Origin of the sequence: Streptomyces sp. NPDC050617 (genome assembly GCF_040654795.1) — a bacterium.
Taxonomy (GTDB): Bacteria; Actinomycetota; Actinomycetes; order Streptomycetales; family Streptomycetaceae; genus Streptomyces.
The window spans coordinates 93,307-115,797 of record NZ_JBFAIS010000008.1; the positions used below are offsets into that span (position 1 = coordinate 93,307).

20 protein-coding genes and 1 pseudogene are annotated in these 22,491 nt (G+C 72.2%); 8 read left to right on the top strand and 13 right to left on the bottom strand.

What is annotated here, in order from left to right:
* Positions 1–218 precede the first annotated feature (218 nt).
* The 3 genes from AB0I49_RS13435 to AB0I49_RS13445 all read left to right on the top strand — a co-directional run bounded on the left by AB0I49_RS13435 (position 219) and on the right by AB0I49_RS13445 (position 3,173).
* Positions 219–557 carry a MerR family transcriptional regulator gene (locus AB0I49_RS13435; RefSeq protein WP_363227072.1) on the top strand — a complete coding sequence of 113 codons (339 nt, stop codon included), beginning with the start codon at positions 219–221 and terminating at the stop codon, positions 555–557.
* Positions 558–1,153: 596 nt separating this feature from the next.
* Positions 1,154–1,357 (top strand): cold-shock protein, encoded by a 204-nt coding sequence (locus AB0I49_RS13440; RefSeq protein ID WP_363227073.1) that lies wholly within the window; start codon positions 1,154–1,156, stop codon positions 1,355–1,357.
* Between the two features lie 316 nt (positions 1,358–1,673).
* Positions 1,674–3,173: a DEAD/DEAH box helicase gene (locus AB0I49_RS13445; protein WP_363227074.1), complete on the top strand. Its 1,500-nt coding sequence runs from the start codon at positions 1,674–1,676 to the stop codon at positions 3,171–3,173.
* A gap of 204 nt (positions 3,174–3,377) precedes the next feature.
* On the opposite strand, the gene AB0I49_RS13450 is transcribed toward AB0I49_RS13445, so the two are convergent.
* Complete coding sequence (locus AB0I49_RS13450; RefSeq protein ID WP_363227227.1) at positions 3,378–3,851, bottom strand: nitroreductase family deazaflavin-dependent oxidoreductase; 474 nt, start codon at positions 3,849–3,851, stop codon at positions 3,378–3,380.
* 294 nt (positions 3,852–4,145) lie between these two features.
* Between AB0I49_RS13450 and AB0I49_RS13455 the strand changes: the two genes are divergently transcribed.
* Positions 4,146–5,648 (top strand): carotenoid oxygenase family protein, encoded by a 1,503-nt coding sequence (locus AB0I49_RS13455; RefSeq protein ID WP_363227075.1) that lies wholly within the window; start codon positions 4,146–4,148, stop codon positions 5,646–5,648.
* Between the two features lie 78 nt (positions 5,649–5,726).
* On the opposite strand, the gene AB0I49_RS13460 is transcribed toward AB0I49_RS13455, so the two are convergent.
* The 3 genes from AB0I49_RS13460 to AB0I49_RS13470 form a co-directional block, all read right to left on the bottom strand.
* On the bottom strand, positions 5,727–6,932 hold the full coding sequence (locus AB0I49_RS13460; protein ID WP_363227076.1) for an MFS transporter: 1,206 nt from the start codon (positions 6,930–6,932) through the stop codon (positions 5,727–5,729).
* Positions 6,933–6,984: 52 nt separating this feature from the next.
* On the bottom strand, positions 6,985–8,073 hold the full coding sequence (locus AB0I49_RS13465; protein ID WP_363227228.1) for a cytochrome P450: 1,089 nt from the start codon (positions 8,071–8,073) through the stop codon (positions 6,985–6,987).
* Positions 8,074–8,517: 444 nt separating this feature from the next.
* A complete protein-coding gene (locus AB0I49_RS13470; protein WP_363227077.1) occupies positions 8,518–9,396 on the bottom strand; it encodes a 2-dehydropantoate 2-reductase N-terminal domain-containing protein in 879 nt (292 codons plus the stop codon).
* Between the two features lie 61 nt (positions 9,397–9,457).
* Between AB0I49_RS13470 and AB0I49_RS13475 the strand changes: the two genes are divergently transcribed.
* On the top strand, positions 9,458–10,117 hold the full coding sequence (locus AB0I49_RS13475; protein ID WP_363227078.1) for a TetR family transcriptional regulator: 660 nt from the start codon (positions 9,458–9,460) through the stop codon (positions 10,115–10,117).
* A gap of 161 nt (positions 10,118–10,278) precedes the next feature.
* Here AB0I49_RS13475 and AB0I49_RS13480 read toward each other — a convergent pair whose 3' ends face one another.
* The 6 genes and pseudogenes from AB0I49_RS13480 to AB0I49_RS13505 form a co-directional block, all read right to left on the bottom strand.
* On the bottom strand, positions 10,279–11,451 hold the full coding sequence (locus tag AB0I49_RS13480) for a permease (protein WP_363227079.1): 1,173 nt from the start codon (positions 11,449–11,451) through the stop codon (positions 10,279–10,281).
* Between the two features lie 187 nt (positions 11,452–11,638).
* Positions 11,639–12,211, bottom strand: a complete 573-nt coding sequence (locus AB0I49_RS13485) for a hypothetical protein (RefSeq protein ID WP_363227080.1) — start codon at positions 12,209–12,211, stop codon at positions 11,639–11,641.
* Positions 12,208–12,732, bottom strand: coding sequence for a hypothetical protein (locus AB0I49_RS13490; RefSeq protein ID WP_363227081.1), 525 nt, complete (start codon positions 12,730–12,732; stop codon positions 12,208–12,210). The genes AB0I49_RS13485 and AB0I49_RS13490 overlap by 4 nt, the downstream gene beginning before the upstream one ends.
* Positions 12,729–13,463: a hypothetical protein gene (locus AB0I49_RS13495; RefSeq protein WP_363227082.1), complete on the bottom strand. Its 735-nt coding sequence runs from the start codon at positions 13,461–13,463 to the stop codon at positions 12,729–12,731. The genes AB0I49_RS13490 and AB0I49_RS13495 overlap by 4 nt, the downstream gene beginning before the upstream one ends.
* A gap of 12 nt (positions 13,464–13,475) precedes the next feature.
* Entirely contained in the window at positions 13,476–13,619 is a 144-nt protein-coding gene (locus AB0I49_RS13500) for a hypothetical protein (protein ID WP_363227083.1), read from the bottom strand.
* A pseudogene (locus AB0I49_RS13505) lies at positions 13,616–14,263 on the bottom strand (ATP-binding cassette domain-containing protein); the annotation flags it as partial. The gene AB0I49_RS13500 and the pseudogene AB0I49_RS13505, both read right to left, overlap by 4 nt.
* 127 nt (positions 14,264–14,390) lie before the next feature.
* Between AB0I49_RS13505 and AB0I49_RS13510 the strand changes: the two are divergent.
* Positions 14,391–14,528, top strand: a complete 138-nt coding sequence (locus AB0I49_RS13510; protein ID WP_363227084.1) for a lasso RiPP family leader peptide-containing protein — start codon at positions 14,391–14,393, stop codon at positions 14,526–14,528.
* A 271-nt stretch (positions 14,529–14,799) separates the two neighbouring features.
* On the top strand, positions 14,800–15,243 hold the full coding sequence (locus tag AB0I49_RS13515) for a hypothetical protein (RefSeq protein WP_363227085.1): 444 nt from the start codon (positions 14,800–14,802) through the stop codon (positions 15,241–15,243).
* Between the two features lie 52 nt (positions 15,244–15,295).
* Here the strand turns inward: AB0I49_RS13515 and AB0I49_RS13520 are convergent, their stop codons facing one another.
* On the bottom strand, positions 15,296–19,045 hold the full coding sequence (locus AB0I49_RS13520) for a hypothetical protein (RefSeq protein ID WP_363227086.1): 3,750 nt from the start codon (positions 19,043–19,045) through the stop codon (positions 15,296–15,298).
* Between the two features lie 319 nt (positions 19,046–19,364).
* On the opposite strand from AB0I49_RS13520, the gene AB0I49_RS13525 reads away from it, so the two are divergent.
* Complete coding sequence (locus AB0I49_RS13525; protein WP_363227087.1) at positions 19,365–19,784, top strand: hypothetical protein; 420 nt, start codon at positions 19,365–19,367, stop codon at positions 19,782–19,784.
* 98 nt (positions 19,785–19,882) lie between these two features.
* On the opposite strand, the gene AB0I49_RS13530 is transcribed toward AB0I49_RS13525, so the two are convergent.
* Positions 19,883–20,428, bottom strand: a complete 546-nt coding sequence (locus AB0I49_RS13530; RefSeq protein ID WP_363227088.1) for a hypothetical protein — start codon at positions 20,426–20,428, stop codon at positions 19,883–19,885.
* Positions 20,425–22,446 carry a Gfo/Idh/MocA family oxidoreductase gene (locus tag AB0I49_RS13535; protein WP_363227089.1) on the bottom strand — a complete coding sequence of 674 codons (2,022 nt, stop codon included), beginning with the start codon at positions 22,444–22,446 and terminating at the stop codon, positions 20,425–20,427. The genes AB0I49_RS13530 and AB0I49_RS13535 overlap by 4 nt, the downstream gene beginning before the upstream one ends.
* Positions 22,447–22,491 lie beyond the last annotated feature (45 nt).

Genomic DNA, 22,491 nt, shown 5'->3' on the forward strand with positions numbered 1-22,491 from the left:
GGGCGGAGCATTGAGCCCGGGTACCGCAGGACATCGATAGTGAGGTGGTCTCCGGTCAAGCAACCGCGATCCCCGCAGTCCCGGCATCGCTAGGTCGGGTCGGCGGAAACAGAAGGCCGGCGCAGTATCAGGGCCGGCGGATGGTGTAGCAGTTTCTTCGGGGCCCTGGTGCCGTATGGCACCAGGGCCCCTCAAGCGCGTTTTACAGAGAGGTGCAAGTGACAGCAGACGACTCGTTCGACCGTCTCGATGACGACGACTACCCCGCCTACACCATGGGCCGGGCCGCCGAGATGCTCGGCACCACCCAGGGCTTCCTGCGCGCCATCGGCGAGGCCCGCCTGATCACCCCGCTGCGCTCCGAGGGCGGCCACCGCCGCTACTCCCGCTACCAGCTGCGCATCGCCGCCCGCGCCCGGGAACTCGTCGACCAGGGCACCGCCATCGAGGCCGCCTGCCGCATCGTGATCCTCGAAGACCAGCTCGAGGAAGCCCAGCGCATCAACGCCGAATACCGCCGCGCCGCCGAATCGGCGAAACCGGCGGACGCGGACTGAGCTCCGGACCGAGCTCGGGACCGAGAGCCTCGGCTCCGTCCGATCTTCTCGTCCGCGGTCGGGGCGTTGGGGGGACTCAGGACAGACCCGCTCCCCCGGCCGGTTCATCCGAACAGCAGGCATCGGCCTTCGCACGGAGGCGGGGTTCGGGGCGCACGTGAGCAGGGCCGCGCAGCAGTGCTGCGCGGCCCTGACCTGTGTCGGGGCCGGCATCCGGGCCGTGGCGCCCTCGCCGGGTCGGACGGGGCCGCTGTGCTCGTCGCGCTCTCCGGGCCGGGCACAGCGACCGCTCTTCTGAAACATTGCACTCCGGGTGGATTAATATCTGTGGCCGCTAAGTGAGGGTTTAAGGCGCCGCGCGGAGAGTGTTTCCACCGTAGCGAACAGAGCGGAATTATCGGCCGCACGCAGTCCGCTGCCGCGTGCTACTGTCGAGCTCAGTTGCAGTCGTGGTACCCAAAACTTCGACGCTTCGCCGGCTCTTCAGCCGCGGGGGGCGTTTTGCGTTACCGGTCATTCTCCGGGCGGGACATCATCGCGGCGACCCGGCGTCCGTGAATTGCGGGGCCGACGTACCGCCTCGAAGGAGATATGACATGGCGTCCGGCACAGTGAAATGGTTCAACCCGGCCAAGGGGTTCGGCTTCATCGAGCCGGATGAGGGCGGCGCCGACGTGTTCGCCCACTTCTCCGGCATCGCCGCCCAGGAGCTCCGTGAGCTGACCGAAGGCCAGAGGGTCACCTTCGTCATAGCTCCGAGCCAGAAGGGCCCGACGGCCGAGAACATCGTCCCCCTCTGAGCACCGACGCACTCCGCAGCTGGGGCCCGCGTCCCTCGGGGCGCGGGCCCCAGCTGCGGTCATTACCCGAGATTTCACCTATGGGACAACGCCGTCCATGGACTCTCGTCAAGAAGACGCCCGCTTCAGGGCAGTACCCGCAGGCATCCTGGACTTCCTGTCCGCATAACGCTGCTCCGTCATCTCCGGCATCCGCGCCGGAGCGCCACAGGCAATATCTGTTTCCATATTCTGTTCGGCCCGTTCTTGTGATTCCCCGCGCTGTTCTTCCGCTGCGAGAATTCCTTGGTGCGTGCCGTATCAAGGAAGGTTCCGAATGAATCCCGCACGCACGAAAAACCGCTCCTCCCGCAGCCGGACGGGCGGTCCCGCCAACGGCTCCGGTGCCGGCTCGCGCCAAGGAAATCGCGTCGGTTCGCCCGCCCCGCGCCGTTCAGGAGGCCCGAACCGTCAGGGCGGCCAGGGCCGGCGGCCCGCGGCGGCCTCGGGTGAGTTCGCCCTGCCGAAGATGACCACTCCCGCGCTGCCCGCCGTGGAGTCGTTCGCCGACCTCGACATGCCCGAGCGGCTGCTCGCGGCACTCACCGCGCAGGGCATGCGGGTCCCGTTCCCGATCCAGGGGGCGACCCTGCCCAACACCCTCGCGGGCCGCGACGTCCTCGGCCGAGGGCGCACCGGCTCGGGCAAGACCCTGGCCTTCGGGCTGGCCCTGCTGGCCCGCACCGCCGGCCGGCGCGCCGAGCCCCGCCAGCCGCTGGCCCTGGTCCTCGTGCCGACGCGTGAGCTGGCGCAGCAGGTGACCGATGCCCTCGCCCCCTACGCCCGGTCGGTGGAACTGCGCCTGGCCACGGTCGTCGGCGGAATGCCGATCGGCAGGCAGGTCAGCGCACTGCGCGGTGGCGCCGAGGTCGTCGTCGCGACGCCGGGGCGCCTCAAGGACCTCATCGACCGGGGCGACTGCCGGCTGAACCAGGTCGCGATCACCGTCCTGGACGAAGCCGACCAGATGGCCGACATGGGCTTCATGCCCCAGGTCACCGCGCTCCTGGACCAGGTCCGCCCCGAGGGCCAGCGGATGCTGTTCTCCGCCACCCTCGACCGCAACGTCGACCTCCTGGTCCGCCGCTACCTCACCGACCCGGTCGTCCACTCCGTCGACCCCTCCGCGGGCGCGGTCACCACGATGGAACACCACCTCCTGCACGTCCACGCCGCCGACAAGCACCGCACGACGACCCAGATCGCGGCGCGCGAGGGCCGGGTGATCATGTTCCTGGACACCAAGCACGCCGTCGACCGGCTGACGCGGGACCTGCTCGACAGCGGGGTGCGGGCCGCCGCCCTGCACGGCGGGAAGTCGCAGCCGCAGCGCACCCGGACCCTGACCCAGTTCAAGACCGGGCACGTGACCGTGCTCGTCGCCACGAACGTCGCGGCCCGCGGCATCCATGTCGACAACCTCGACCTCGTCGTCAACGTCGATCCGCCGGCCGACCACAAGGACTACCTCCACCGCGGTGGCCGCACCGCGCGGGCGGGCGAGTCCGGCAGCGTCGTCACCCTGGTCACCCCCGGGCAGCGCCGCGACATGATCCGCCTCATGTCGGCCGCCGGCATCGTCCCCCGGACCACCCCGGTCCGTCCCGGCGAGGAGGCCCTCAGCCGGATCACCGGCGCCCAAGCCCCCTCCGGCATTCCCGTGACGATCACCGCGCCGGCGCCTGAGCGCCGTAAGCGCAGCACGACGTCCCGCGGCCGGCGCAGCCCTGCTTCGGCCGCCCGGCGCCCTCAGCGAGCCAACCGTCAGGCCGTCTGACCAGCCGCCCAGCACGGCTGACGCCCCATCCGAACCCGCAGGTCGGACGGGTTCTGCGGCAGGCTTCAGGGACGCGGTGCCGCGGGAAGCCAAGGCGGTCGTCCGAGAGAGGGACCCTGGCCCCGACCTTGCCTGAGGGCCCGTCAGCTCATGGCCGTTCCCTGTCGGGCAGCACGTCGCGGGCCGCGCGGATCAGGTTCTCGCCTACGACGGCGGGGCGTCCGCCGGCCCCGTCGTGTACGCGGGCTCCAGCACGAAGACGGGGATCACGCGGTCGGTCTTCTCCTGGTATTCGACGTACGGCGGATACACGGCGACCGCGCGCTCCCACCACTCGGCCTTCTCGTCCCCTGTGATCTCGCGGGCGGTCATGTCCCGGCGTACGGCCCCGTCCTGGAGCTCCACGTGCGGGTCGGACTTGACGTTGAAGTACCAGAGCGGATGACGCGGGAAGCCGGCGTTCGAGGCCACGGCCGCGTACCTCCCCTTGTGCTCCACCCGCATCAGCGGGATCTTGCGGATCTTGCCGCTCCTGGCGCCGCGCATCGTGACGATGACGACGGGCAGGCCCGTGTCCCAGAGCGTCGTCCCCCGCGTGCCGCCCGAACTCTCGTACAACTCGACCTGTTCCCGCACCCACTGCACCGGATGCGGCCCGTACTCGCCCTCAAGCGGCATCGCGTTCATCCCATCGTCGCGTACGGATTGAGTCGCGCGGTTCCACACAAGCACGCGCGGATTCGTCCTCGCCACACCGCCGGGCGAGTGTCTTGCCCGGCTCGCTCGCCGGCGGACCGTAACGCCGGCAGCAGGGGTTCCCCGAAACGGGTTGCGGCTCAGGGGTGTTGTCAGCACCACCCCTGATTCGGGGCCTGGGCCGACTGCTTCACGGGCGACCGCGGAGGAAGGTTGCCCCATCAGCCGCACATGCGGCTGATGGAGTCGGCACCGGCAACGGAACGGGGAGACACGATGGCCAGTCACACACGGCGGAGACTGCTCAAGGGCGCCGCGGTCGCGGCAGCGGGCAGTGCGGTGGGGAGCGGCCTCGGGCCCGGCGTCTTCACGGCCGCGGCGCAGCCGGGCGGCGTGGCCGGGGAGAGCGGCGGGAGGCCGTTTCTGGAGGGGGCCTTCGCGCCGGCCACCGAGGAGTTGACCGCCTTCGACCTCAAGGTGACCGGCCGCATTCCGCGCGATCTGGACGGCCGCTACCTGCGCAACGGCCCGAACGCTCTGGGCCTGGAGGATGTCCGCGCCCACCACTGGATGCTCGGCGACGGGATGGTGCACGGGGTCCGGCTGCGCGGCGGTCGCGCGGAGTGGTACCGCAACCGCTGGGTGCGGTCCTCGCAGGTGACGGCGAAGCTGGGAGAGACCTACCCGGGCCGGATACCGCCGGACGACTTCGCGTGCAACACGCACGTGATCCCGTACAAGGGCCGTGTCCTGGCGCTGCAGGAGGGCGGGCCGCTGCCGTACGAGCTGGACGGCGAGCTGGGCACCGTGCGCCCGTACGACTTCCGCTCCACCCTTGAGGGCGCGTTCACCGCGCACACCAAGTACGACGCGGCGGCCGACGAGCTGCACGCCATCGTGTACTACCCCACCTGGGACCATGTGCGGCACATCATGATCGACCGGACCGGCCGGGTGGCGCGGACCACGCGGGTTCCCGTCGCGGACGCGCCGATGATGCACGACTTCGCACTCACCGAGAAGTACGTGGTGATCGTGGACGTACCGATCACCTTCGACGCCGGCGCCGCCGAGGCGGGCGCGCTCGTACCGTACATATGGAACGAGAAACACCCCATGCGCATCGGGCTGTTGCCGCGCACCGGCGGCGACACGCGCTGGTTCGAGATCGACCCGGTGTACTACTCGCACACGCTCAACGCCTACGACCAGGGCGACACGGTGGTGATGGAGTACATCGGGTTTCCCGCGCCGTTCTACGCCGCCGGCCGCGGCATGGGCGGGCCCTGTGCCACTGGGTCCCCGACGCTGGACCGGTGGACGATCGATCTGCGCGCGGACCGGGTGCGCAGCAGCCGGGTGGACGACCTTCCGCAGGAATTCCCCCGCGTCAACGAATCCCTCGTCTCGCGCCGGCACCGCTACGCCTACACCGCGAGCGCGGCCGAGATGTGGCGCGCGTACGAGACCGCCGACGGTGTGCCGCCGGACGAGAAGTTCACCAACCATCTGATCAAGCACGACATGCTGCGCGGCAGCAGGCAGCTGATCCGCTTCCCCGAGGCCGCGGCGGTCAGCGAGCCGGTGTTCGTCCCGCGGCGCGGGGCGCGGGACGAGGACGACGGTTACGTTCTGTCGTATGTGAACGACCCCGACCGCGGCGCGACCGACCTGGTGATCCTCTCGGCCCAGGACTTCGGCAGCCGTCCGCTGGCCCGGATACATCTGCCCGGCCGGGTTCCGCTGGGCTTCCACGGCAGCTGGATCCCGGACGCCTAGAGCTCTTCCCCGACGCTTCAACTCACCCGACGCTTGAACTCACCCGGCCGTTCTCGGTCATCGGGGAAGCCGGGGCGGTCAGGGCCGGCGGTGCAGTAGGCGTTCCGCCAGGGCGGACAGGAGGGTGACGGTGCTGAAGGCGGCGCCCAGTGCGCAGGCCCAGGCCCAGCCCGCGTGGGCCCAGACCACGGAGGTGAGCGCGGAGCCGGCGACGCCGCCGAGGAAGTAGCTGGTCATGTAGAGGGAGTTCAGGCGGCTGCGGGCCTCCGGTTCCAGCGCGTAGACCACGTTCTGGTTGCTGATGTGCACCGCCTGGACGGCCAGGTCCAGCAGCAGGATTCCGGCGATCAGCCAGAGGAGTCCGTGGGCCGCGGGCGCCAGGAGCGCCCAGGAGGCGAGCAGCAGGACCGCGCCGGCGAGGGTGACGGTGTGGACCAGTCCGCGGTCGGCCAGCCGTCCCGCGACTGACGCCGCCGCCGCGCCCGCCGCTCCGGCCAGGCCCAGCAGTCCGATGGCCTGGGCCGACCAGCCGTAGGGCGGACCGGACAGGAGGAACGTCAGGGAGATCCACAGCACCGTGAACGCGCCGAAGCTCGAAGCACCCGTCAAGGTCCGCCAGCGCAGCACCGGATACTGGTGCCACAAGCGGCCCATCGATCGGAACACGGCGAGGTAGCGGGTGCTCCCGGCGGCGGGGAAGCGCGGCAGGACGCGCCGCAGCACCAGCGCCATCGTGATCATGAGGGTGGCGTTGACCCAGTAGACGGTGCGCCAGCCGCCCAGCTCCGCCAGGCCGCCCGCGGCGGTCCTGGCGAGCAGGATGCCCAGCAGCAGCCCGGCCATGACGGTGCCCACCGCCCGTCCGCGCTCCTCGGGGGCCGCCATGGTCGCGGCGAAGGGCACCATGACCTGCGCGCCGACGGAGCACAGGCCGGTCACGGCGAGCCCGGTGAAGAGCACCGCGGTGTTCGGCGCGACGGCGACGCAGGCCAGGCCGACGGCGGTGGCGGCGCACAGCAGCACCGTCAGCCGCCGGCGCTCCAGCAGGTCGCCCAGGGGTACGAGCAGCAGCAGCCCGCAGACGTAACCGATCTGGCTCGTGGTGACGACGAGCGCGGCGGTGGCGGAGCTCATCGTGAACCGCTCGGCGATGACGTCGAGGAGGGGCTGCGCGAAGTAGTTCCCGGCCACCGACAGCCCGGTGGCGGTGGCCATCAGCAGCAGAGCGGGGCGGGTGATGAGGCCGCCGGCGTCCCGGCGCGCGTCTCGCGCGGCAGAGGTCATACGCGGCTCCGGACGCGGGGCTCGGGCCGGGGCGCGGCGGCGCGGAACTCCTTCACCAGGTGACCGGAAGGTTCTCGGGGCAGGCGAAGAAGCCGTCGTCCGCCCGTGTCACCTCGTGGGGTTCGACCGAGAGGCGCAGCCCGCCGAGGCGTTCGAAGAGCACCGCGTACGCCGTCGCCAGGACGGACAGGGCGAGCGCCGATCCGAGGCAGAAGTGCGGTCCCGCGCCGAAGAAGACGGATCCCTTCTCGCTCCGGCCGATGTCGAAGACACCGGGGTCGGTGAACGCGCGCGGGTCGTGGGCCGCCGCGAGGGCGGAGGTGATGACGCCCTCGCCCGCGGCGATACGGCCGCCGTGCCACTCGATGTCCTCCAACGCCACGCGCGGGAAGTTGGTGATGCCGTTGTTGTGGTAGCGCAGCACCTCCCTCACCGCTTCCGGCCAGAGCTGCGGATCCCGCTTGCACCGCTCCAGCTGGTCGCCGTGGAGGAGGAGCGTCATGATGCCCACGGTGAGCGGCGGTACGAGCGGGTCGGTCACGTTCATCAGCAGCAGGGCCGTGGTGCTCACCGCCTCCTGACGGGTGATCGACTCCTCGCACGCGGCGCGGGCCAGCGTCGCCACCAGCCCGGTCGCCTCGGAGTCCGGCCGTCCGTTCCGGTCCACCAGGCGGCCGGCCAGTTCCGCGAGATCGGCGGTGGCCCCGACGATCTGCTCCCGGCTGCCGAGCAGATCCAGCTGGCGCCGGATGCGGTCCTGCGTCCATTCGTGCTCCTGCGGGGTGATCCCCATCAGACCGCCGGCGATCCGCGCCACGAGCGGCACGCTGAAATCGGCGACGAGGTCCGCTTCCGGGCCTGAGCGTTCTATGCGGTCGATCAGGTCGTGTGCGTGGGTCCGTGTGATGGCGCGCCACTCGTCGGCGGCGCGGCGGGTGAAAGCGGAGGCGAGCACGGTGCGGAGGCGGGTGTGGTCGGGCCCCTCCATGTTGAACAGCGAGCCCTTGACCGAGGTGAGGTCGTCACCCGCCATCCGGGGAGCGCCGGGGAAGACCAGGTCCCTGGAGAACCGGGAATCGTGCATCACGAAACGTACGTCCGCGTAACGGGTGACCAGCCATAGCCGGTTGCCGCTGGGCATCTGCACGGGGCACAGCGGGCGGTGATCCCTTAATTCGGCCAGGACCGGCGGAATAGTGAAGAGTTTCCCAGGAGGAAAATCCTGAGGGATTTTCAGAACTTCCGCGTCGGGCAGATCGGTGAGCGCCACGCTTCCTCCAGTCCACGCCTTCCCTGCTGGAACAGTCACCCTAGGCGAGAACTCTGAGGGAGGGGACGGCATCGCACCGTTTCATCCGCGAGAATCGGCGTCTCCCCCCTTCGCCCCGGATACCGTTCCGCCCGGCGGAGTCAGTCCGGTTCGGAAACACCGCGCGCCCACGGCACCCCGACCCGGCCGGAGCCCGAGCCCGGTAACGCGATGGTCGCCGCTCCGTTTCCGGTCGCGTATCGCTTCGGCCGCGCCGCCGTTCACCGACCGCGCACTGAATTGCGTCGCGGCCGGGGGGCCGCAGCCGCCGATGGGTCACCCGGCCTTCGTATGGGCACGCAACTGTCCGGCCAGGAAGCCGAGTTCGGCCGCCGCCGCGGGAGAGGTGTCGCTGAGCCCGCTGCGTACGGCCGTCGGGCTGCGCAGGAAGCGCCGCAGCAGGGCCGCGAGCAGACCTTCCGGCAGGCCGCGCAGAGCGGCGAACGCGCGGGGGACCGGCGACGTCGGCAGGGCGGCCAGGTTCTGCCGCATGAGGTGGAGCATGCCGCGGACCGCGTCGGGATCGTCGGCCAGCGCTGCCGGGCCGCCCGCCACGTACGCCGCCTGTCCGAGCGGCACCTCGAACGCGGCGTGCGTCGTGAGCCAGGCGTCCATCCGCGGCTCGGCCTTGGTGTTGATCCCGGCGGCGCGGAACTCCCGGACGATCCGTTCCAGTCGCCGGGTGGTGCGGCCGCCGGGCTCGCCGATCGGCATCGGGACCCGGCTGGTCATGAAGCCGGCCGCGCGGTAGCGGACCACGTCGCCGTCCATCGTGCCGCCGGCCAGTGCCGGGGGGAAGCCGAGGAGGACCCGCTCGTGGCCGATCGCCGCGCCCAGCGGCTCCGCGCCGGCCGCCCAGTTGTGCAGGAACAGCACGTCGCCTTTGAGGCCGGAGAGCGACTCCAGCACCGCGTCGACCTGATGGGCGCGGACGAGTACGCAGGTCAGGTCGTATTCGCCGGCCGGGTGCTCGACCACCGGCACGGGTATCCGCCTGACGGCGGGGCTGTCCTCCTCGGCGAGCCGCACGCCGTGCCGGCGCAGGGAGGCCAGGCGTTCGCCCCGGGCGAGGAGCGAGACGTCGAGCCCGGCCTCGTGCAAGCGGGCGGAGAACAGGCTGCCGCAGACCCCGGCACCGTAGACGAGCAGTTTCATGACGACCTCTCTCGCATGATTCAAACGTTCGTTTCAATCGAACGTTTGTATAGTACGGGACATGGCGCTACCCGATACCCGGACCAAGATCCTCGACGCGGCCGAACACCTCTTCGCCGAGCACGGCTACCGCGGGACCTCGGTCCGCGCGATCACCGACCTCGCCGGAGCGAACGTGGCCGCCGTCGGTTATCACTTCGGCTCGAAGGCGGAGCTCCTGGCCACGGTCGCCCGCCGCGTGATCGAGCCCATCACCGCCGCCCAGCGCGCCGGGCTCGACGAACTGCTCGCCCGGACCCCGGACCCGCCGGTCGCCGACCTGGTGGAAGCGTTCGCGGGGCCGCTCTTCGACGCGATGCCCGCCGGCCATGAGGGCGGAGCCCGGACGTCCCGGCTGATCGTGACGATCCTCAGCGACCCGGCCGAGGAGGCGCGCAGTTGGACCGGCCCGGACGTGGACACGGTCGGCGAGCGCTACCTGGCGGCCTTCGCGCACGCGCTGCCCGGCCTCGCCCCGCAGGAGCTGGGGTTCCGGATGCGGGGAATCCTCGCCGTGACGGCCATGGACCGCGTCGAGATCTACAACCGCCCCTCCCCCGCCTCCGCGACGGCGACGGCGACGGCGACGGCGACGGCGACGGCAGGCGAGGAGGCCCGGCGCTGGGCGATCACCTTTCTGACGGCGGCGATGAGCGCGCCACCGGCCCCGGCCCGGCGGTAGGAACCCTGGGCGGCCCGAACACGGCCCTCGTCGCCGCCCTCCGGTACGTCCAGGTCGCGCGGCGGGCACAAGCCCTGGGCACGCGAGCACCATCCGTGAACATGCTCAGGCACAGGGTCCGGACGGCGGCGTCGGACTTTCCTGCTTTCGTGAATTCGCTGCTATCGGTCTCGGCCTTGGTGCGCGGAATCGTTTTGGCCCGATTCGGGCGCGCCGCCCATCATGCCCAGCATGGCCCTGCCGCCCGTACGCAGGAAGCGGATGACCAGGGCGGCGGCCAGCAGAAGGAAGGCGATGTTGAGCCAGGTGGTGTAGTTCCAGCTCACGCCGTTGTCCGGAACGGCGGCGTGGGACCGGTCGGGGATGAGACCGGAAAAGCCGAAGACGAACTCGACGACGTATCCGGCCAGCACCATGGACGCATAGAAGGTGCCGAGCAGGAAGAGGGCCATGCGGGCGCCGTAGTACTTCCGGTAGATGTTCAGGATCGGCAGGATCAGCAGGTCGGCGAAGAGGAATGCCACGACTCCGCCGAAGCTGATGCCGCCTTTCCACAGCACGACGGCGAGCGGCACGTTGCCCACCGAGCACACGAACGAGGCGATCGCCACCAGGGGCCCGATCAGCGGCCCCCACAGCTTGGACGCCAGCGGGTGGCCGTCGAAGAAGAAGGTGCGCCAGAAGGAGTCCGGGACCCAGGCGGCGATCGCGCCGGCGATCAGCAGGCCGACGACGAGGTCGCGCAGGATCGCCGCCCATTCCATGACGAAGACGTGGGAGACCGAGGTGAAGCCTTCGCGGGAGCCCAGCCGGCGGGCGAAGGAGCCCTCGCGCCGGACGGACATGTCCATCGCGGCGTGGCCCTCCATGGAGCCGGACACGCCGCGCTCCGCCTGCTCGCGGGCCCCGCGCAGCAGCGTGGCGGGCAGGAGCGTGCGGAAGAGCACGGCGAGAGCGACGATCATCAGCGCGCCGCCGGCGAACTCGGCGGCGGTGAACTGCCAGCCCATGAGCAGGGCCAGGATCACCCCGAGTTCGACCACGAGGTTGGTGGAGGCGATCTCGAAGGCCATCGCCGCGGTGAAGTCCGCGCCCTTGCGGAACAGGGACCGGGCCAGCGCCACCGCCGCGTACGAACAGGACGAGGAGGCGATGCCCAGGCCAGTCGCGGTGGCCAGGGTGCGGGGGCGGTCGTCGCCCAGCAGGGAGACGACGGTGGACTTGCGGACCACGGCCTGGACCACGGCGGAGAGGGTGAAGCCCAGGATCAGGGCCCAGGCGATCTCCCACGCCATGGAACCGGTGATCGACAGGGCGTGCCAGATGGCCTGCATGAGCGTCCTCCTGCCCCGGGCGAACCATCCGCGCCGCCCGAATCGTGTACCCCTAAGGGGTAACCCGACCAGCGGCTGTCACACGCCCCAACCCGCCGACCGCGCCCGCGCCCGCGCTCCCGACGATCTGCCCGCGGCCCCGACCCGAGTGCGAGACGGGAGACGGCGAGACGGCCGGCGCCCCGGGCTACCGCCGCGGCCCCGCGAAGGCGTAGACCACAGCTCCCCCCACCGCCAGCACCAGGGACGTCCACATGGCCGCCGCCGTGCCGGGCGGCTGAAGTATCCACGTCGTCACCCGCATCGGCGCGCTCGCCGACCCCGCGGGGGCCAGGAGGGCGACGGCGACCCACGTGACCGGCGGCGTCCAGGCGTACTGCCCCCCGCACACCGCCGCCCCGATCGCGGCGAGGCCCATCAGTCCCACGCCGTCCCGGACAAGGAACGCGGTGCCGGCCAGGTCGTCGCCCAGGGTCTGCACCGCCAGCACCACCGCCGCCACGGCCGCGCCAGCGAGCAGCACATGCGCGGCCCTGCGGGGCGCCCAACGGATCGCGGCCGTACGGTCCAGCGCGAGGTCCTGGCCGCCGAGGCCGACCGAGGCCGCCGTCACCCCCGCGGTGAGGGCGAGCGCGGCGAACTGGGGGTCGCCCGCGCCCCCGCCCCGTCCGAGCGCCCGCACCACCACCGCGGCGACCAGCGTCGCGGCGAGCGACGCGGGCGCCTGCCGGGAGCGCGCGTACAGCGTCAGCCATCTCACCGGGACGCACCCCCGGGCAACTGGTCGAGCGCGCCGCTGTCGCCGCAGGAGAGCGCGGCCTTGCGCATGGCGCCGATCCGCGCGCGCTGCTCGGCCGGCGGCAGGGCCCGGAGCTTCTTCCAGAGGGGGCCGGCGGGCGCGGTCTGCCGGGCGGGGGACTGTTGCGTGCCGCGGATCGGCCGGAGGTCGCCGAGAACCCAGCCCGCCACGATGTCCTGCGCGGCGATGTCCGCCGCCGTGCCGCCCTCGCGCTCGCTGCGGGGCGCGCAGGACGGCGCGATGCCCTGGCCGATCAGGGCCCGGGTCAGGTCCGCGCCCTTCGTCCGGCCGATCGCCCCGTCGCCGAAGTCGACGAGTACGGCCGTACGGGACCGTTCGGGGGTGTCGAGGAGTCCCCGCAGGGCGGTGCTCTCCCGGATCTCCACCGGCGCCCGGTCGCCCAGGGCGTCGTGCAGCAGGCGCAGCGCCTTCTTGCCGGGGTCCGCGAGGTCGTCGAGTCGTGCCTCGCGCAGTTTCGTCACGCGGACCGGTCCTCGCAGACCATGGCGGCGGCGGCCCGGTCGACGACGTAGGTGCGGCGCGGGTCGGAGGGCAGGACGAGCAGGGCGAGCACCGCACCGGCCAGGACAGGCGCGAGGGCGAGCAGCCGGCCGCGCGTGGTGACGGCGGCCAGCAGGGCGAAGCCCGTCGCGGCCACGCCCAGCAGCCCGAGCGTCTGCCCGAGGTGCACGGAGGCGGAGAGGGTGAGCCGCACCTCGCGCACCTGGGCGACCACCGGGGACAGCAGCGCGAGCCGGTTGGGCACGGCGGGCGTGGGGACCGCCGGGCCCTCCGCCGTCCGCAGCAGGCTGACGAACACGAAAGCGGCCACGGTCAGCGCGGGCGGGGTGAGCGCGGGCGGGGTGAGCGCGGACGGGGTGAACGCGGACGGCAGCGTACGCCCCAGGCCCATGCCCAGCGCGGCCGCCGCGACCAGGGAGAGGGTCGCCACCAGCGAGATCGGCACCCAGCCGAGGTGCTGGTACGCGCCGCCCGCGAGCACCTGGACCCCGCCCGCCACGATGAGCAGGGCGAAGCCCGTGACCAGAGTGAGCGCCGTCGTGCCCAGCAGCGCCACCGCGCGGTGCCAGGGCGGCCGCGGCGTGCTCGTCAGCAGTTCGGCCGTCTTCGAGCGGTGGTCGCGCAGCCCTTGGAGGGCGCCGAGCCCCAGGACCAGCGGCCACAGGAACGCCAGCAGGGAGCGGGTCCACATGGCCAGGGACGTCTACTGCTCCGTCCAGCCCACGTTGTCCAACGTCCACTGGCCGGGGATCAGGTAGAGGAGCGCGAGTGTGAGCACGAGGACCGCTGCCCCGGCCCACGGGGCGACGGAACGCCTCAGCTCGGTGCGCAGGACACGGCTGTTCACCAGCTGCCCCTCTCCTTGCCGGAGCCGGCGAGGAGCGCCGAGTAGCCGCGCTCCAGCGGGCTGTCGCCCACGTGCTCGGGGCCGCCCGCCGCCGCCGGTTCGTCCGGGGAGCCCTGGAAGACCAGCCGTCCCTCGGCGAAGAGCACGACGTCGGTGCAGGCCGCTGCGACGTCCTCCACCAGATGGGTGGAGACGACCACGCAGGTGTCCTGGCCCAGTTCCTGGAGCAGTTCGCGGAAGCGCAGCCGCTGCGCCGGGTCCAGGCCGACCGTCGGCTCGTCCAGCAGCAGGATCGCCGGGTCGTTGACGATGGCCTGGGCGATGCCGACGCGCCGCACCATGCCGCCCGACAGGGCCTTCATCCGCTCCTCGGCGCGGTCCGCCAGGCCCACGCGCTCCACGGCGCGCTGCCCGGCCCCGGGCACGTCCGCCTTGGGCACCTCCTTGAGCCAGGCCATGTACTCGACGAACTCGCGCACCGTGAACCGCTTGTAGTAGCCGAACTCCTGCGGCAGGTAGCCGATCCGGCGGCGCAGCGCACGGTGCTCGCCCCTGCCGCCGGCGGACTCGCCGAGCATGTCGAGGCTGCCGGCGGGCCGCAGCACCGTGGCCAGCGCCCGGATGAGGGTGGTCTTGCCGGCTCCGTGACGTCGTTCACGCGGCGATCGCTCATACGGGTGACGTTCGGGGTGGCGCGGTGTAATTGCCCGGCAGATGTCGGATATCCCCGGCAGGTGGATGGTCCATCCGTGTGATCCGGAGGTGTCCCACATGGCCGAGAACCTGCTCATCGGAAACGACGACGTCTACGAGACCCCGCTACTGGTCGAGGTCGGCGACTTCACCGCCCTTACCCAGGGCGGCCTGTGGCGGCTCCCCGAGGGCCCCGAGAGCAAGTTGAACTACTGATGTGCGAGCGCTGACCTGATCCGCACGGTCAAGAGGGCGCCCGGCTCGGCTTTCACCGCCGATGCCGGACGCCCTCTCCGCGTCTGAAGCCCCTCCGCTCGGTTCGACCTCATCCGGGTGCGCGCGACGCGCTGCCGCATGGGCCGTCGGCCGGGTCCCGCAGGACTGGCCGAATCGGCATGTGTGCGCGGGATCTGAGGCTCTCTAGGGTGTTGGGCACTGTGTTCAGGTCGGCGTGGCGTGTGGAGGAACGATGCGTGGGGGCAGTCGGTTGACCGTTGTCGTCGCTGCTACGGCTCTGGCCCTGGGGGGCGGTCTGGCCACGGCGGGGCCCGCATCCGCCGCCGGCTGCGCCTTAGGGGTGATCTGCGGCGAAGTGCGCAACCATACGGGCGCGGTCATGAGTTACACCCTCGGCCTGGGGCAGGGGGATGGATATTGCGACGTCTGGAACGGAAAAGGCGGGGGCGACCGGCACTGGCGTCACCTGCGGTGCGACCAGGAGTCACTTCAGCCGTCCGCGAGGAAGGGCGGGTGGGGCAGCGGCGATGACGTCGACGCCTTCACCTTCAACTACTCGGGCTATTACGTGACGTTGGACGACGGTGACCATTGGTACACCGCTACCCGCGGGGAGTGGACGAAAATCGCCTCGTATCAGGCCGCGATCTGCACCCAGCTCCCCGGCGAAGCCGTTTTCTGCTACGTCGACTGAGTTCTCGGCCTCTGGGACCCGGCGGCGCCGAGCGCCGACCGGCGGCCCCCGGTCAACCGCAGGTGCGGTGATACGGAGCTTCCGGGGCGAAGCGTGTCCATTCCTGCCGGGTGAGGCTGCGGGCGACGGTGGCGCACAACTGCTTCGCGGTGCGCTCGGGATCGGTGTTCCACAGCACGGCCCTGCCGTCTACGGCCCCAGTGGCCAGAGTATCGCCGTCGGGGCTGAAGGCCAGGGTGCGCACCTGGCGTGTGTGGCCGGTGAGGGTGGCCAGGTGCCGGCGGGTGGCTGCCTGCCACAGGTCGACGGAGGTGTCTTCGCCGGCGGTGGCCAAGGTGGCGCCGTCGGGACTGAAGGCCACGGCCATGGCGGAGGAGTCGCCGGTGAGGACCGCTCTGCGGACGCCGCGCGCGGCGTCCCAGAGGATGACCCTGCGATCGAGTCCGGCAGTGGCCAGCGTGCGGCCGTCGGGGCTGAAGGCCACCGCGCGCAGGGACCCGGTGTGCCCGGACAGCGTGCGCCGACGGGTGCGGGTAGCGACATCCCACAGGGCGGTGGTGCCGTTGTGGCCCGCCGAGGCGAGCGTGCGGCCGTCGGGACTGAAGGCCACCGCGTTGACGCCCGCGGCCGCTCCGGCGGCGGGCGCGGTGGTCGGATGAGGGCGGGCCGGTTGGCGCAGGGTGGCCAGGCGGGCCTTTCGGGCGGTATCCCAGATGATGACGGCGCCGTCCTCGCCCGCGGTGGCCGCGAGGCTGCCGTCGGGGCTGAAGGCGACGTCGGTGACGCGGTCGGTGTGGCCGGTGAGCCGGGCCAGGGGCTGAGCGGAGGAGCCGGCCGTTCCCCCGGTCGGGTCGCCGGTGAGGTCTTCGCCGGCCGCGCGCCAGAGGCTGAGGGTGTAGTCGCGGGCGCGTGGCGGGTGGACGGCGGAGCCGGTGGCGGTGGCGATGGTGCGCCCGTCCGGACTGAAGGCGACTGAGTTCACCTGCCCGCTTCCCGTACCGAGTGTCGCCCTGCGAATGCCGCGCCGCCGGTCCCACAGGAGTGCCGTTCCGTCGTCGCCGGCGGTGGCCACGGTGGTGCCGTCGGGACTGAAGGCCACCTTGTTGACACGGTCGCGGTGGCCGGACAGCGCGATGCGGGACGGGTCCCAGAGGGTGATGGCGCCGTCCTCTCCCGTCGAGGCGAGCAGCGGCCGCGGCCCGGTCGAGAAGGCCAGGCCGTAGACGTTGGTGCCGTGCCCGGTCAGGGTGGCGGTGCGGGTGGCACGGGCCGGGTCCCAGAGCATGACGGTACGGTCCAGTCCGGCGGTGGCCAAGGTGCGGCCGTCGGGGCTGAAGGCCACCGCACGGACCTGCCCGGTGTGCCCGGCCAGGACGGCGACGCGCCTCTTGCTCCTGGCGTCCCACAGCATGGCCTTCTGGTCGTCACCGGCGGTGGCGACGGTACGGCCGTCCGGGCTGAAGGCCACCGCCTCGACGGTGTCCGTATGGCCTTTCAGGGTTGTTCGCCGGTTGCCGGTCGCAGGGTCCCACAGCGTGACCGTACGGCCCGCGGCGGTGGCCAGGGTCCGGCCGTCGGGGCTGAAGGCCACGGCGCCGACTGTGTCCGCGGGCCCGGACAGGGTGCGCCGCCGAGTGCGGTCGCGCACGTTCCACAGCTCTACGGTGCGGTCCGCGGAGGCCGAGGCCAGGGTGCGGCCGTCGGGGCTGAAGGCCAGGCTCTTGATCAGTCCGGTGTGGCCGCCGAGGCTCGCGACGCGCTTGCGGGCGGCCACGTTCCACAAGGCCACCTTCTTGTCGTCACCTCCGGTGGCCATCGTCGTGCCGTCGGGGCTGAGGGCGACGGCCCGCAGCCACGTGTTGTGGCCGGTCAAGGTGGCGAGGCGGGTACGGCGCCGCGGGTCCCACAACATGATCTTCCGGTCGCGGCTGACGGAGGCGAGCCGGCCGTCGGGGCCGAAGGCGATGTCGGAGACGGCGTCGCGGTGGCCGGTGAGTTCGGCCTGGTGGTACTGGTAGGTGGACATGGTCAGGAGCGCGCCGCGCGCCTCGGGGGTGGCAGCGGTGCGAAACGCCTCCACGCTGAGCAGTTTGGCCACCGTCGGACGGGTCGGGGCCAGGGTCAGCGCCTGCGCGGCGAGCTGCCGGGAGGTTGCCTGCAGGCGGGCGTGGTCGGCTTCCTGCCGCTGGCGGATCGTGAGCACGCCGACGCCGGTCACCACGGCCAGGAGCACGGCGAGGCCGGCCGCGAGGTAGCGGATGTGGCGGTTGCGGCGGGCGAGCGTGCGTCGCTCCCGGTCGCGCTCCTCGATGCTGGCCGCCAGGAAGGCCCGTTCGGCGGCGGTCAAGTCGTCCCGCCCATGGGGCAGGCCGAACTGCTCCTCGGCCGTGCTCAGCCGGCTCCCCCGGTACAGCGCCCCCTCGTCGCGGGCGAGTTCCTCCCACAAGGCGGCGGCCTCGGTCAGGCGGCGGTGGGCCACCAGGCGTTCGCGGTCCTCCTCGACCCATCCGCGCAGCCGGGGCCAGGAGGTGATGAGCGCTTCGTGGGCGAGTTCCACCAGGTTGTCGTCGAGGGTGATCAGGCGGGCCCGGGCCAGGCGTTCGAGGACCAGCTCGGTGTCGGCGGGGTCGCTGGTGTCGAGTTCCGCGCGGTCGACGGGGCGGCGGGTGTCCGGGGCGCCCTCGCCCGGAGTGATCAGGCGCAGCAGGATGCGGCGGGTGTGCGTGGCCTGCGGGGAGGAGAGGCCGCGGTAGAGGTCTTCGGCGGTCTGGGCGATGGCGCCGTGGATGCCGCCCGCCGCCTCGTAGCCGTCCAGCGTCAGGGTGCGGCCCCGGCGTCGGCGCCAGGTTTCCAGCAGGGCGTGCGACAGCAGCGGCAGGCCCCCCGGTTCCGGTCCCGCCTCCTCGATCAGCCGGGTGGTCAGCGCCCGCTCCACGATCAGGCCCTGGGCGGCGGCCGGCTTGACGATCGCCGCACGCAGTTCGGCCGGCGCCATGGGGCCGATGAGCAGGCCGGCCTTCTGGGCCGTCGCGGCCAGGACCGGGTGGGCCAGGCAGCGGGCGAGGAAGTCCGCCCGCACCCCCAGCACCGTACGCAGCCGGCTGTCCGGCTCCTGGGCGGCGGCCAGCAGTTCGAAGAACCGGGCCCGCTGACGAGGGTCGGCGCACAGGGTGAACAGTTCCTCGAACTGGTCCACGATCAACCAGGTCTCGCCCGGCTCCGCTGCCGGGTCGAACAGCTTCTCGTGGTCCTGCACCGGCCGGGGGCCGGGCGTGCAGACCCGGATGGCCGCCGGACGCGGAACGGCGTCCTCGGCGCCCTGTAATCGGGAGATCAGCCCGGCCCGCAGCAGGGAGGACTTCCCGCTGCCCGACGGGCCGAACACCATGACGCACCGGTGCGCGGCCACCAGGTCCATGAGGTCCTCGGTGAGCGTCTCGCGGCCGAAGAACCGAGCGCTGTCGCGCACCTCGAACCGGGCCAGCCCCCGATAGGGGGCATCGGCCGTCTCCTCCTGCAGGTCGGGTACCTGGGCGGCTTCCGTGCGCTGGGCCTCGCGCCAGCGGTGCTCCCACTCGGTGGCATCGCCGCCGCAGGCCCGTACATACGCCAGCACCACGGGCAAGGAGGGCAGCACCTCGCCCCCGGCGGCCCGGGACAGCGCGGATACCGAGTAGCCGCCGTGGTGCGCCATGGTGCGGTAGGGCGGGCTGCCGGCCTCGTGGCGCAGTTCGCGCAGCGCGAACGCGAACCGCGCGACCGGGCCCCCTCGCGGATCGACCGGCTTCTCCTTGCGCCCCATCGCTGTCCTCCCCCATAGACCGACGGCCCCGCCCGATCCGGCCCGGCCGGCAAGCCGCTGAACGCCCCCGGCCAGTCAACTCCCGCTCCGTACGGGGCTTTTTGCGTCCGTTGTTGCGGGGCACAGCCTCGGCCGCACAACAACCCAGGCCATTGTTGCGGAACACGTCAACCGGGTGCGGGACAACCCGTCGGCCCCAAGAGTCGATGCCGTACCAAGGCGCTCACGCCACGACACGGCCCAGCAGGCTCGCCTTGGCGCCAGGACGGCGGAGCCGGCCGTGACAGAAAAACCGGAAGAAGGAAGAAAGAGGCAGATCGTGAAGACGAAGTCCACGTTCGTACCGGTGGCGACAGCCGTCCTCCTGCTGGGAGGCGGCCTCACCGCCGCTACGGCAGGGCCGGCCGCGGCCTCGAACGCCCCCGACGTGAGCATCCAGCGGGCCTGTACCGCCGACGCTCCGCACTTCACCAGTTCACCGGGGACCAGCGCCAAGGACCCGGCGTTCTGGCCCGCCAGGGGCACCTACGCGACGGCCACGTCCCGGTGCGCCGACATCAACCTGAAGCTCGACAAGACCCGTGAAGTACGGGCCTGCATCAAAACTCTCCCCTGCAACAAGTGGCGGACGCTCACCAAGGGCAAGTGGGGGGTGGCCGCTTACAAGGTCAACGACGGCGCCCAGTTCTACTTGCAGTTCAAGGGAACGGCCAAGGCCACAGGGCAGATCGACTACTGAGGTTCTCCGGCCCGGCCACGGATCGGGGGTGGGTCCGGTCCCGTGACGAACGGGGCCCTCGTGCCGATGAGCGAGGCGTCCGACGCCTCGACCCGCCGTCACGAGGGCCTCGGCGCCTCGTCCACGCGCACTCGGCCTCGCAAGAAGCGGGCCACCAGATGCGGCGGGGCGCCGGCGCCGTCGTCGGTCCATGGGACGGGCAGGATGCGGGTGCCTGGTCTGTGGATGCCGTGGTAGGTGGGCAAGGGGGTTGTCGTGTGCAAGGGGCGGGCGGCCAGGAGGATGAGGCCGGCGGGGCGGACGGTTTCCAGGGCGCGTCTGATGCCGGCGGTGGTGCCGGTCGTCTCGATGACCGCGCGTGGTCGAGGGGCGGGGGCGTCGCCGGTGTCCGATGGCGGCAGCGCGCATCGGACCAGGCGGGCGAGCGTTCCTTCTCCTACGACGCTGACGTCGGCCCGGCCGGCGGCTTTCGCCGCCGCGTCGGCGGTGGCGGCCCAGGCGCGGGCGGCTCGTTCGGCGGCGTCCGGCGCCGGATACCCGTACGCCCAGGTCTCGTCGGCTGCCGGGTCGTCGGCGAACCACACCAGGTCTCCCGCCGGCGGGGGTTCGTCGGGCGTGCGGCTGATGTGCTGCCAGTTGTTCACGGCGCATCCCCTTCGAGGAGAGCGGACGGGGACACGGCGCGGCCGAGCCGGGCGGAGGCGTACGCGGCTTCGACGACGGCTTGGGTGAGCAGCCCGTCGGCCAGGCTGACGTCCACGGGCGACCCGTCGTGGACCGCTCGCGCGAAGCGGGTGAACGCCGAGGTGCGCAGGTCGATCGCGGTCGGCGCCGCCCGCGGGGTGGAGTCGGGCTCGGGTGCGGGTATTCCGCGACGGGCGAGGGAGTAGTCCGGGGTGAGCTGGATTTCGCCTTTCTCTCCCCAGACGCGGGTCCGCATGCCGCGGCCTCCCACCACTCCGGCGCTGCCGATGAGGGTGGCGACGACGGTGCCGAACCTGAGGACGACGCTGACCACGTCCTCGATCCCGGGGGCCGCCGCCGTCGGCGAGGGCGCGGTCTCCGCGTAGACGCGGTCGGGTTCCCGGCCGAGGAGCGCCCGGACCGCGTCGATCTGGTGGATGAGGTTCATGATGAGGAAGCCGCCGCCGGCGCGTTCCTTCGACAGGCGCCAGGTGGTGGAGACGCGGCCGCTGATGCCGCCGAGGAAATAGGCGGCGGGTTTGTCCGTGAAGTACGTGGTGACGACGCCGAGCGGCGAGCCGATCTCCCCCGCCGCGATGGCCTCGCGGGCGCGGCGGAACCTCGGGTCGGTGCGGGTCGGGAAGAGGATGCCGGTGCGCGGCCGGGCGGCCCGCGCGTGGAGGACGACGCGTTGCGCGGAGGCCAGATCCTGGGCTACGGGCTTCTCCAGGAGAACGTGCTTGCCTGCGGCCAACGCCTCCTTGAGCAGCGGTTCGTGGGTGTCGTGCGGGGTGGCGATGATGACGCCGTCGACGTCGGGGCGTGCCAGCAGGGTCCCGACGGACGCTTCCGGCGTACCGCCGAAGCGGGCGGCGGTCTCGTCGGCGAGCTCCGCGACGGGGTCGTGGCAGGCGGTCATCGCGGCTTCGTCCGCGGCGGCGAGCGCCCTGGCGTCCTCGATGCCGATGTCTCCGCAGCCGATCAGGCCGAAGCGCATCGGGTGTGCGGTGAGTGCGGGCCGTCCGGGGGCGGGGCTCGCGGTGTTCCAGTGCAGCGCGGCGCTGACGAAGGCCCGCTCGCCGGCGAGGCGCCGGTAGACCTCCGGGGCCTTGTGCGCGGGGTAGTGGGACAGGACGTCCGCGATGGTGAATCGGCGATGCTCCAGCAGGGCGAAGAAGTGGTCGCCGAGCCGCTCCTCGTCCGCTGCGGTCAGGTGGGAGACGTGCGCGCCGCGCAGGTCGAGCAGGCGGTCGTGCAGTTGTCGCAGGGGGACTTCGGCTTCGTCGGTGCGCGGTGACCCGAGGAGTACGACCCGGCCGCCGCGGTCCGCGGCGGCGATGGCGACGGCCAGCCCGGGGCCGCTGTCGGTGGCGTCCACGACGAGCGGGGTGCCGCCGTCGAGCCGGCCGGCTTCCTCGAACACGGTGGAGGGTTCGGTACGGGTGGTCCACGCCTTGGCGGCGGACGCGGCGACCGCGCGCACCCGCGCTGCGCCGCGCGCCGCGGCCAGGCGGCGGGTGATGATGCCGAGCAGCCCCTGGCCGACCACGGTCACGGGCTCGTCACCGCGCTGGCCTCCGGTTTCGAGGCCGTGCAGGGCGGTGAGCGCGAGTTGCCAGACCGCGGCGTCGGCCGGCGGGACGCGATCCGGTACGGCGCGTACGCAGCGTACGGGCACCACGGCGACGTCGGCGTGGCGTGCCCGGCGCACCGCCACCCGCGTGCCCGCGGGGAGGACCGGGGCGCGCGCGTCGGCGGGGAGCCCCGGATCGCCGCGCAGCGTACCGGCCGCCATGTAGCCGGGTGATTCCGGGAACCGGGAGCCGGCGGTGGGGCGGTCCAGCAGGATCGCGCGCTCGGTGCCCGGTGAGAGCACGCTCAGGCTGACGTCGACCACGACATGTCCAGGCGCGGCCGTCGGCTCGTGCCGCTCGACGACGTCGCACCGGCCCGGGCCGGGCAGGACTACCTGTCGCATGCACACCTCCACGTGGAATTCGGCGATTTCGATCATCACAGGGCG

What these genes read in the sequence shown, in the direction of transcription:
- AB0I49_RS13470 (WP_363227077.1), bottom strand. Translation starts at nt 9,396, where the DNA reads ATGAAACTGCTCGTCTACGGTGCCGGGGTCTGCGGCAGCCTGTTCTCC.
- AB0I49_RS13450 (WP_363227227.1), bottom strand. Translation starts at nt 3,851, where the DNA reads ATGCCGCTTGAGGGCGAGTACGGGCCGCATCCGGTGCAGTGGGTGCGG.
- AB0I49_RS13520 (WP_363227086.1), bottom strand. Translation starts at nt 19,045, where the DNA reads ATGGGGCGCAAGGAGAAGCCGGTCGATCCGCGAGGGGGCCCGGTCGCG.
- AB0I49_RS13495 (WP_363227082.1), bottom strand. Translation starts at nt 13,463, where the DNA reads ATGTGGACCCGCTCCCTGCTGGCGTTCCTGTGGCCGCTGGTCCTGGGG.
- AB0I49_RS13465 (WP_363227228.1), bottom strand. Translation starts at nt 8,073, where the DNA reads ATGCCCAGCGGCAACCGGCTATGGCTGGTCACCCGTTACGCGGACGTA.
- AB0I49_RS13440 (WP_363227073.1), top strand. Translation starts at nt 1,154, where the DNA reads ATGGCGTCCGGCACAGTGAAATGGTTCAACCCGGCCAAGGGGTTCGGC.
- AB0I49_RS13455 (WP_363227075.1), top strand. Translation starts at nt 4,146, where the DNA reads ATGGCCAGTCACACACGGCGGAGACTGCTCAAGGGCGCCGCGGTCGCG.
- AB0I49_RS13475 (WP_363227078.1), top strand. Translation starts at nt 9,458, where the DNA reads ATGGCGCTACCCGATACCCGGACCAAGATCCTCGACGCGGCCGAACAC.
- AB0I49_RS13510 (WP_363227084.1), top strand. Translation starts at nt 14,391, where the DNA reads ATGGCCGAGAACCTGCTCATCGGAAACGACGACGTCTACGAGACCCCG.
- AB0I49_RS13480 (WP_363227079.1), bottom strand. Translation starts at nt 11,451, where the DNA reads ATGCAGGCCATCTGGCACGCCCTGTCGATCACCGGTTCCATGGCGTGG.
- AB0I49_RS13535 (WP_363227089.1), bottom strand. Translation starts at nt 22,446, where the DNA reads ATGCGACAGGTAGTCCTGCCCGGCCCGGGCCGGTGCGACGTCGTCGAG.
- AB0I49_RS13460 (WP_363227076.1), bottom strand. Translation starts at nt 6,932, where the DNA reads ATGACCTCTGCCGCGCGAGACGCGCGCCGGGACGCCGGCGGCCTCATC.
- AB0I49_RS13445 (WP_363227074.1), top strand. Translation starts at nt 1,674, where the DNA reads ATGAATCCCGCACGCACGAAAAACCGCTCCTCCCGCAGCCGGACGGGC.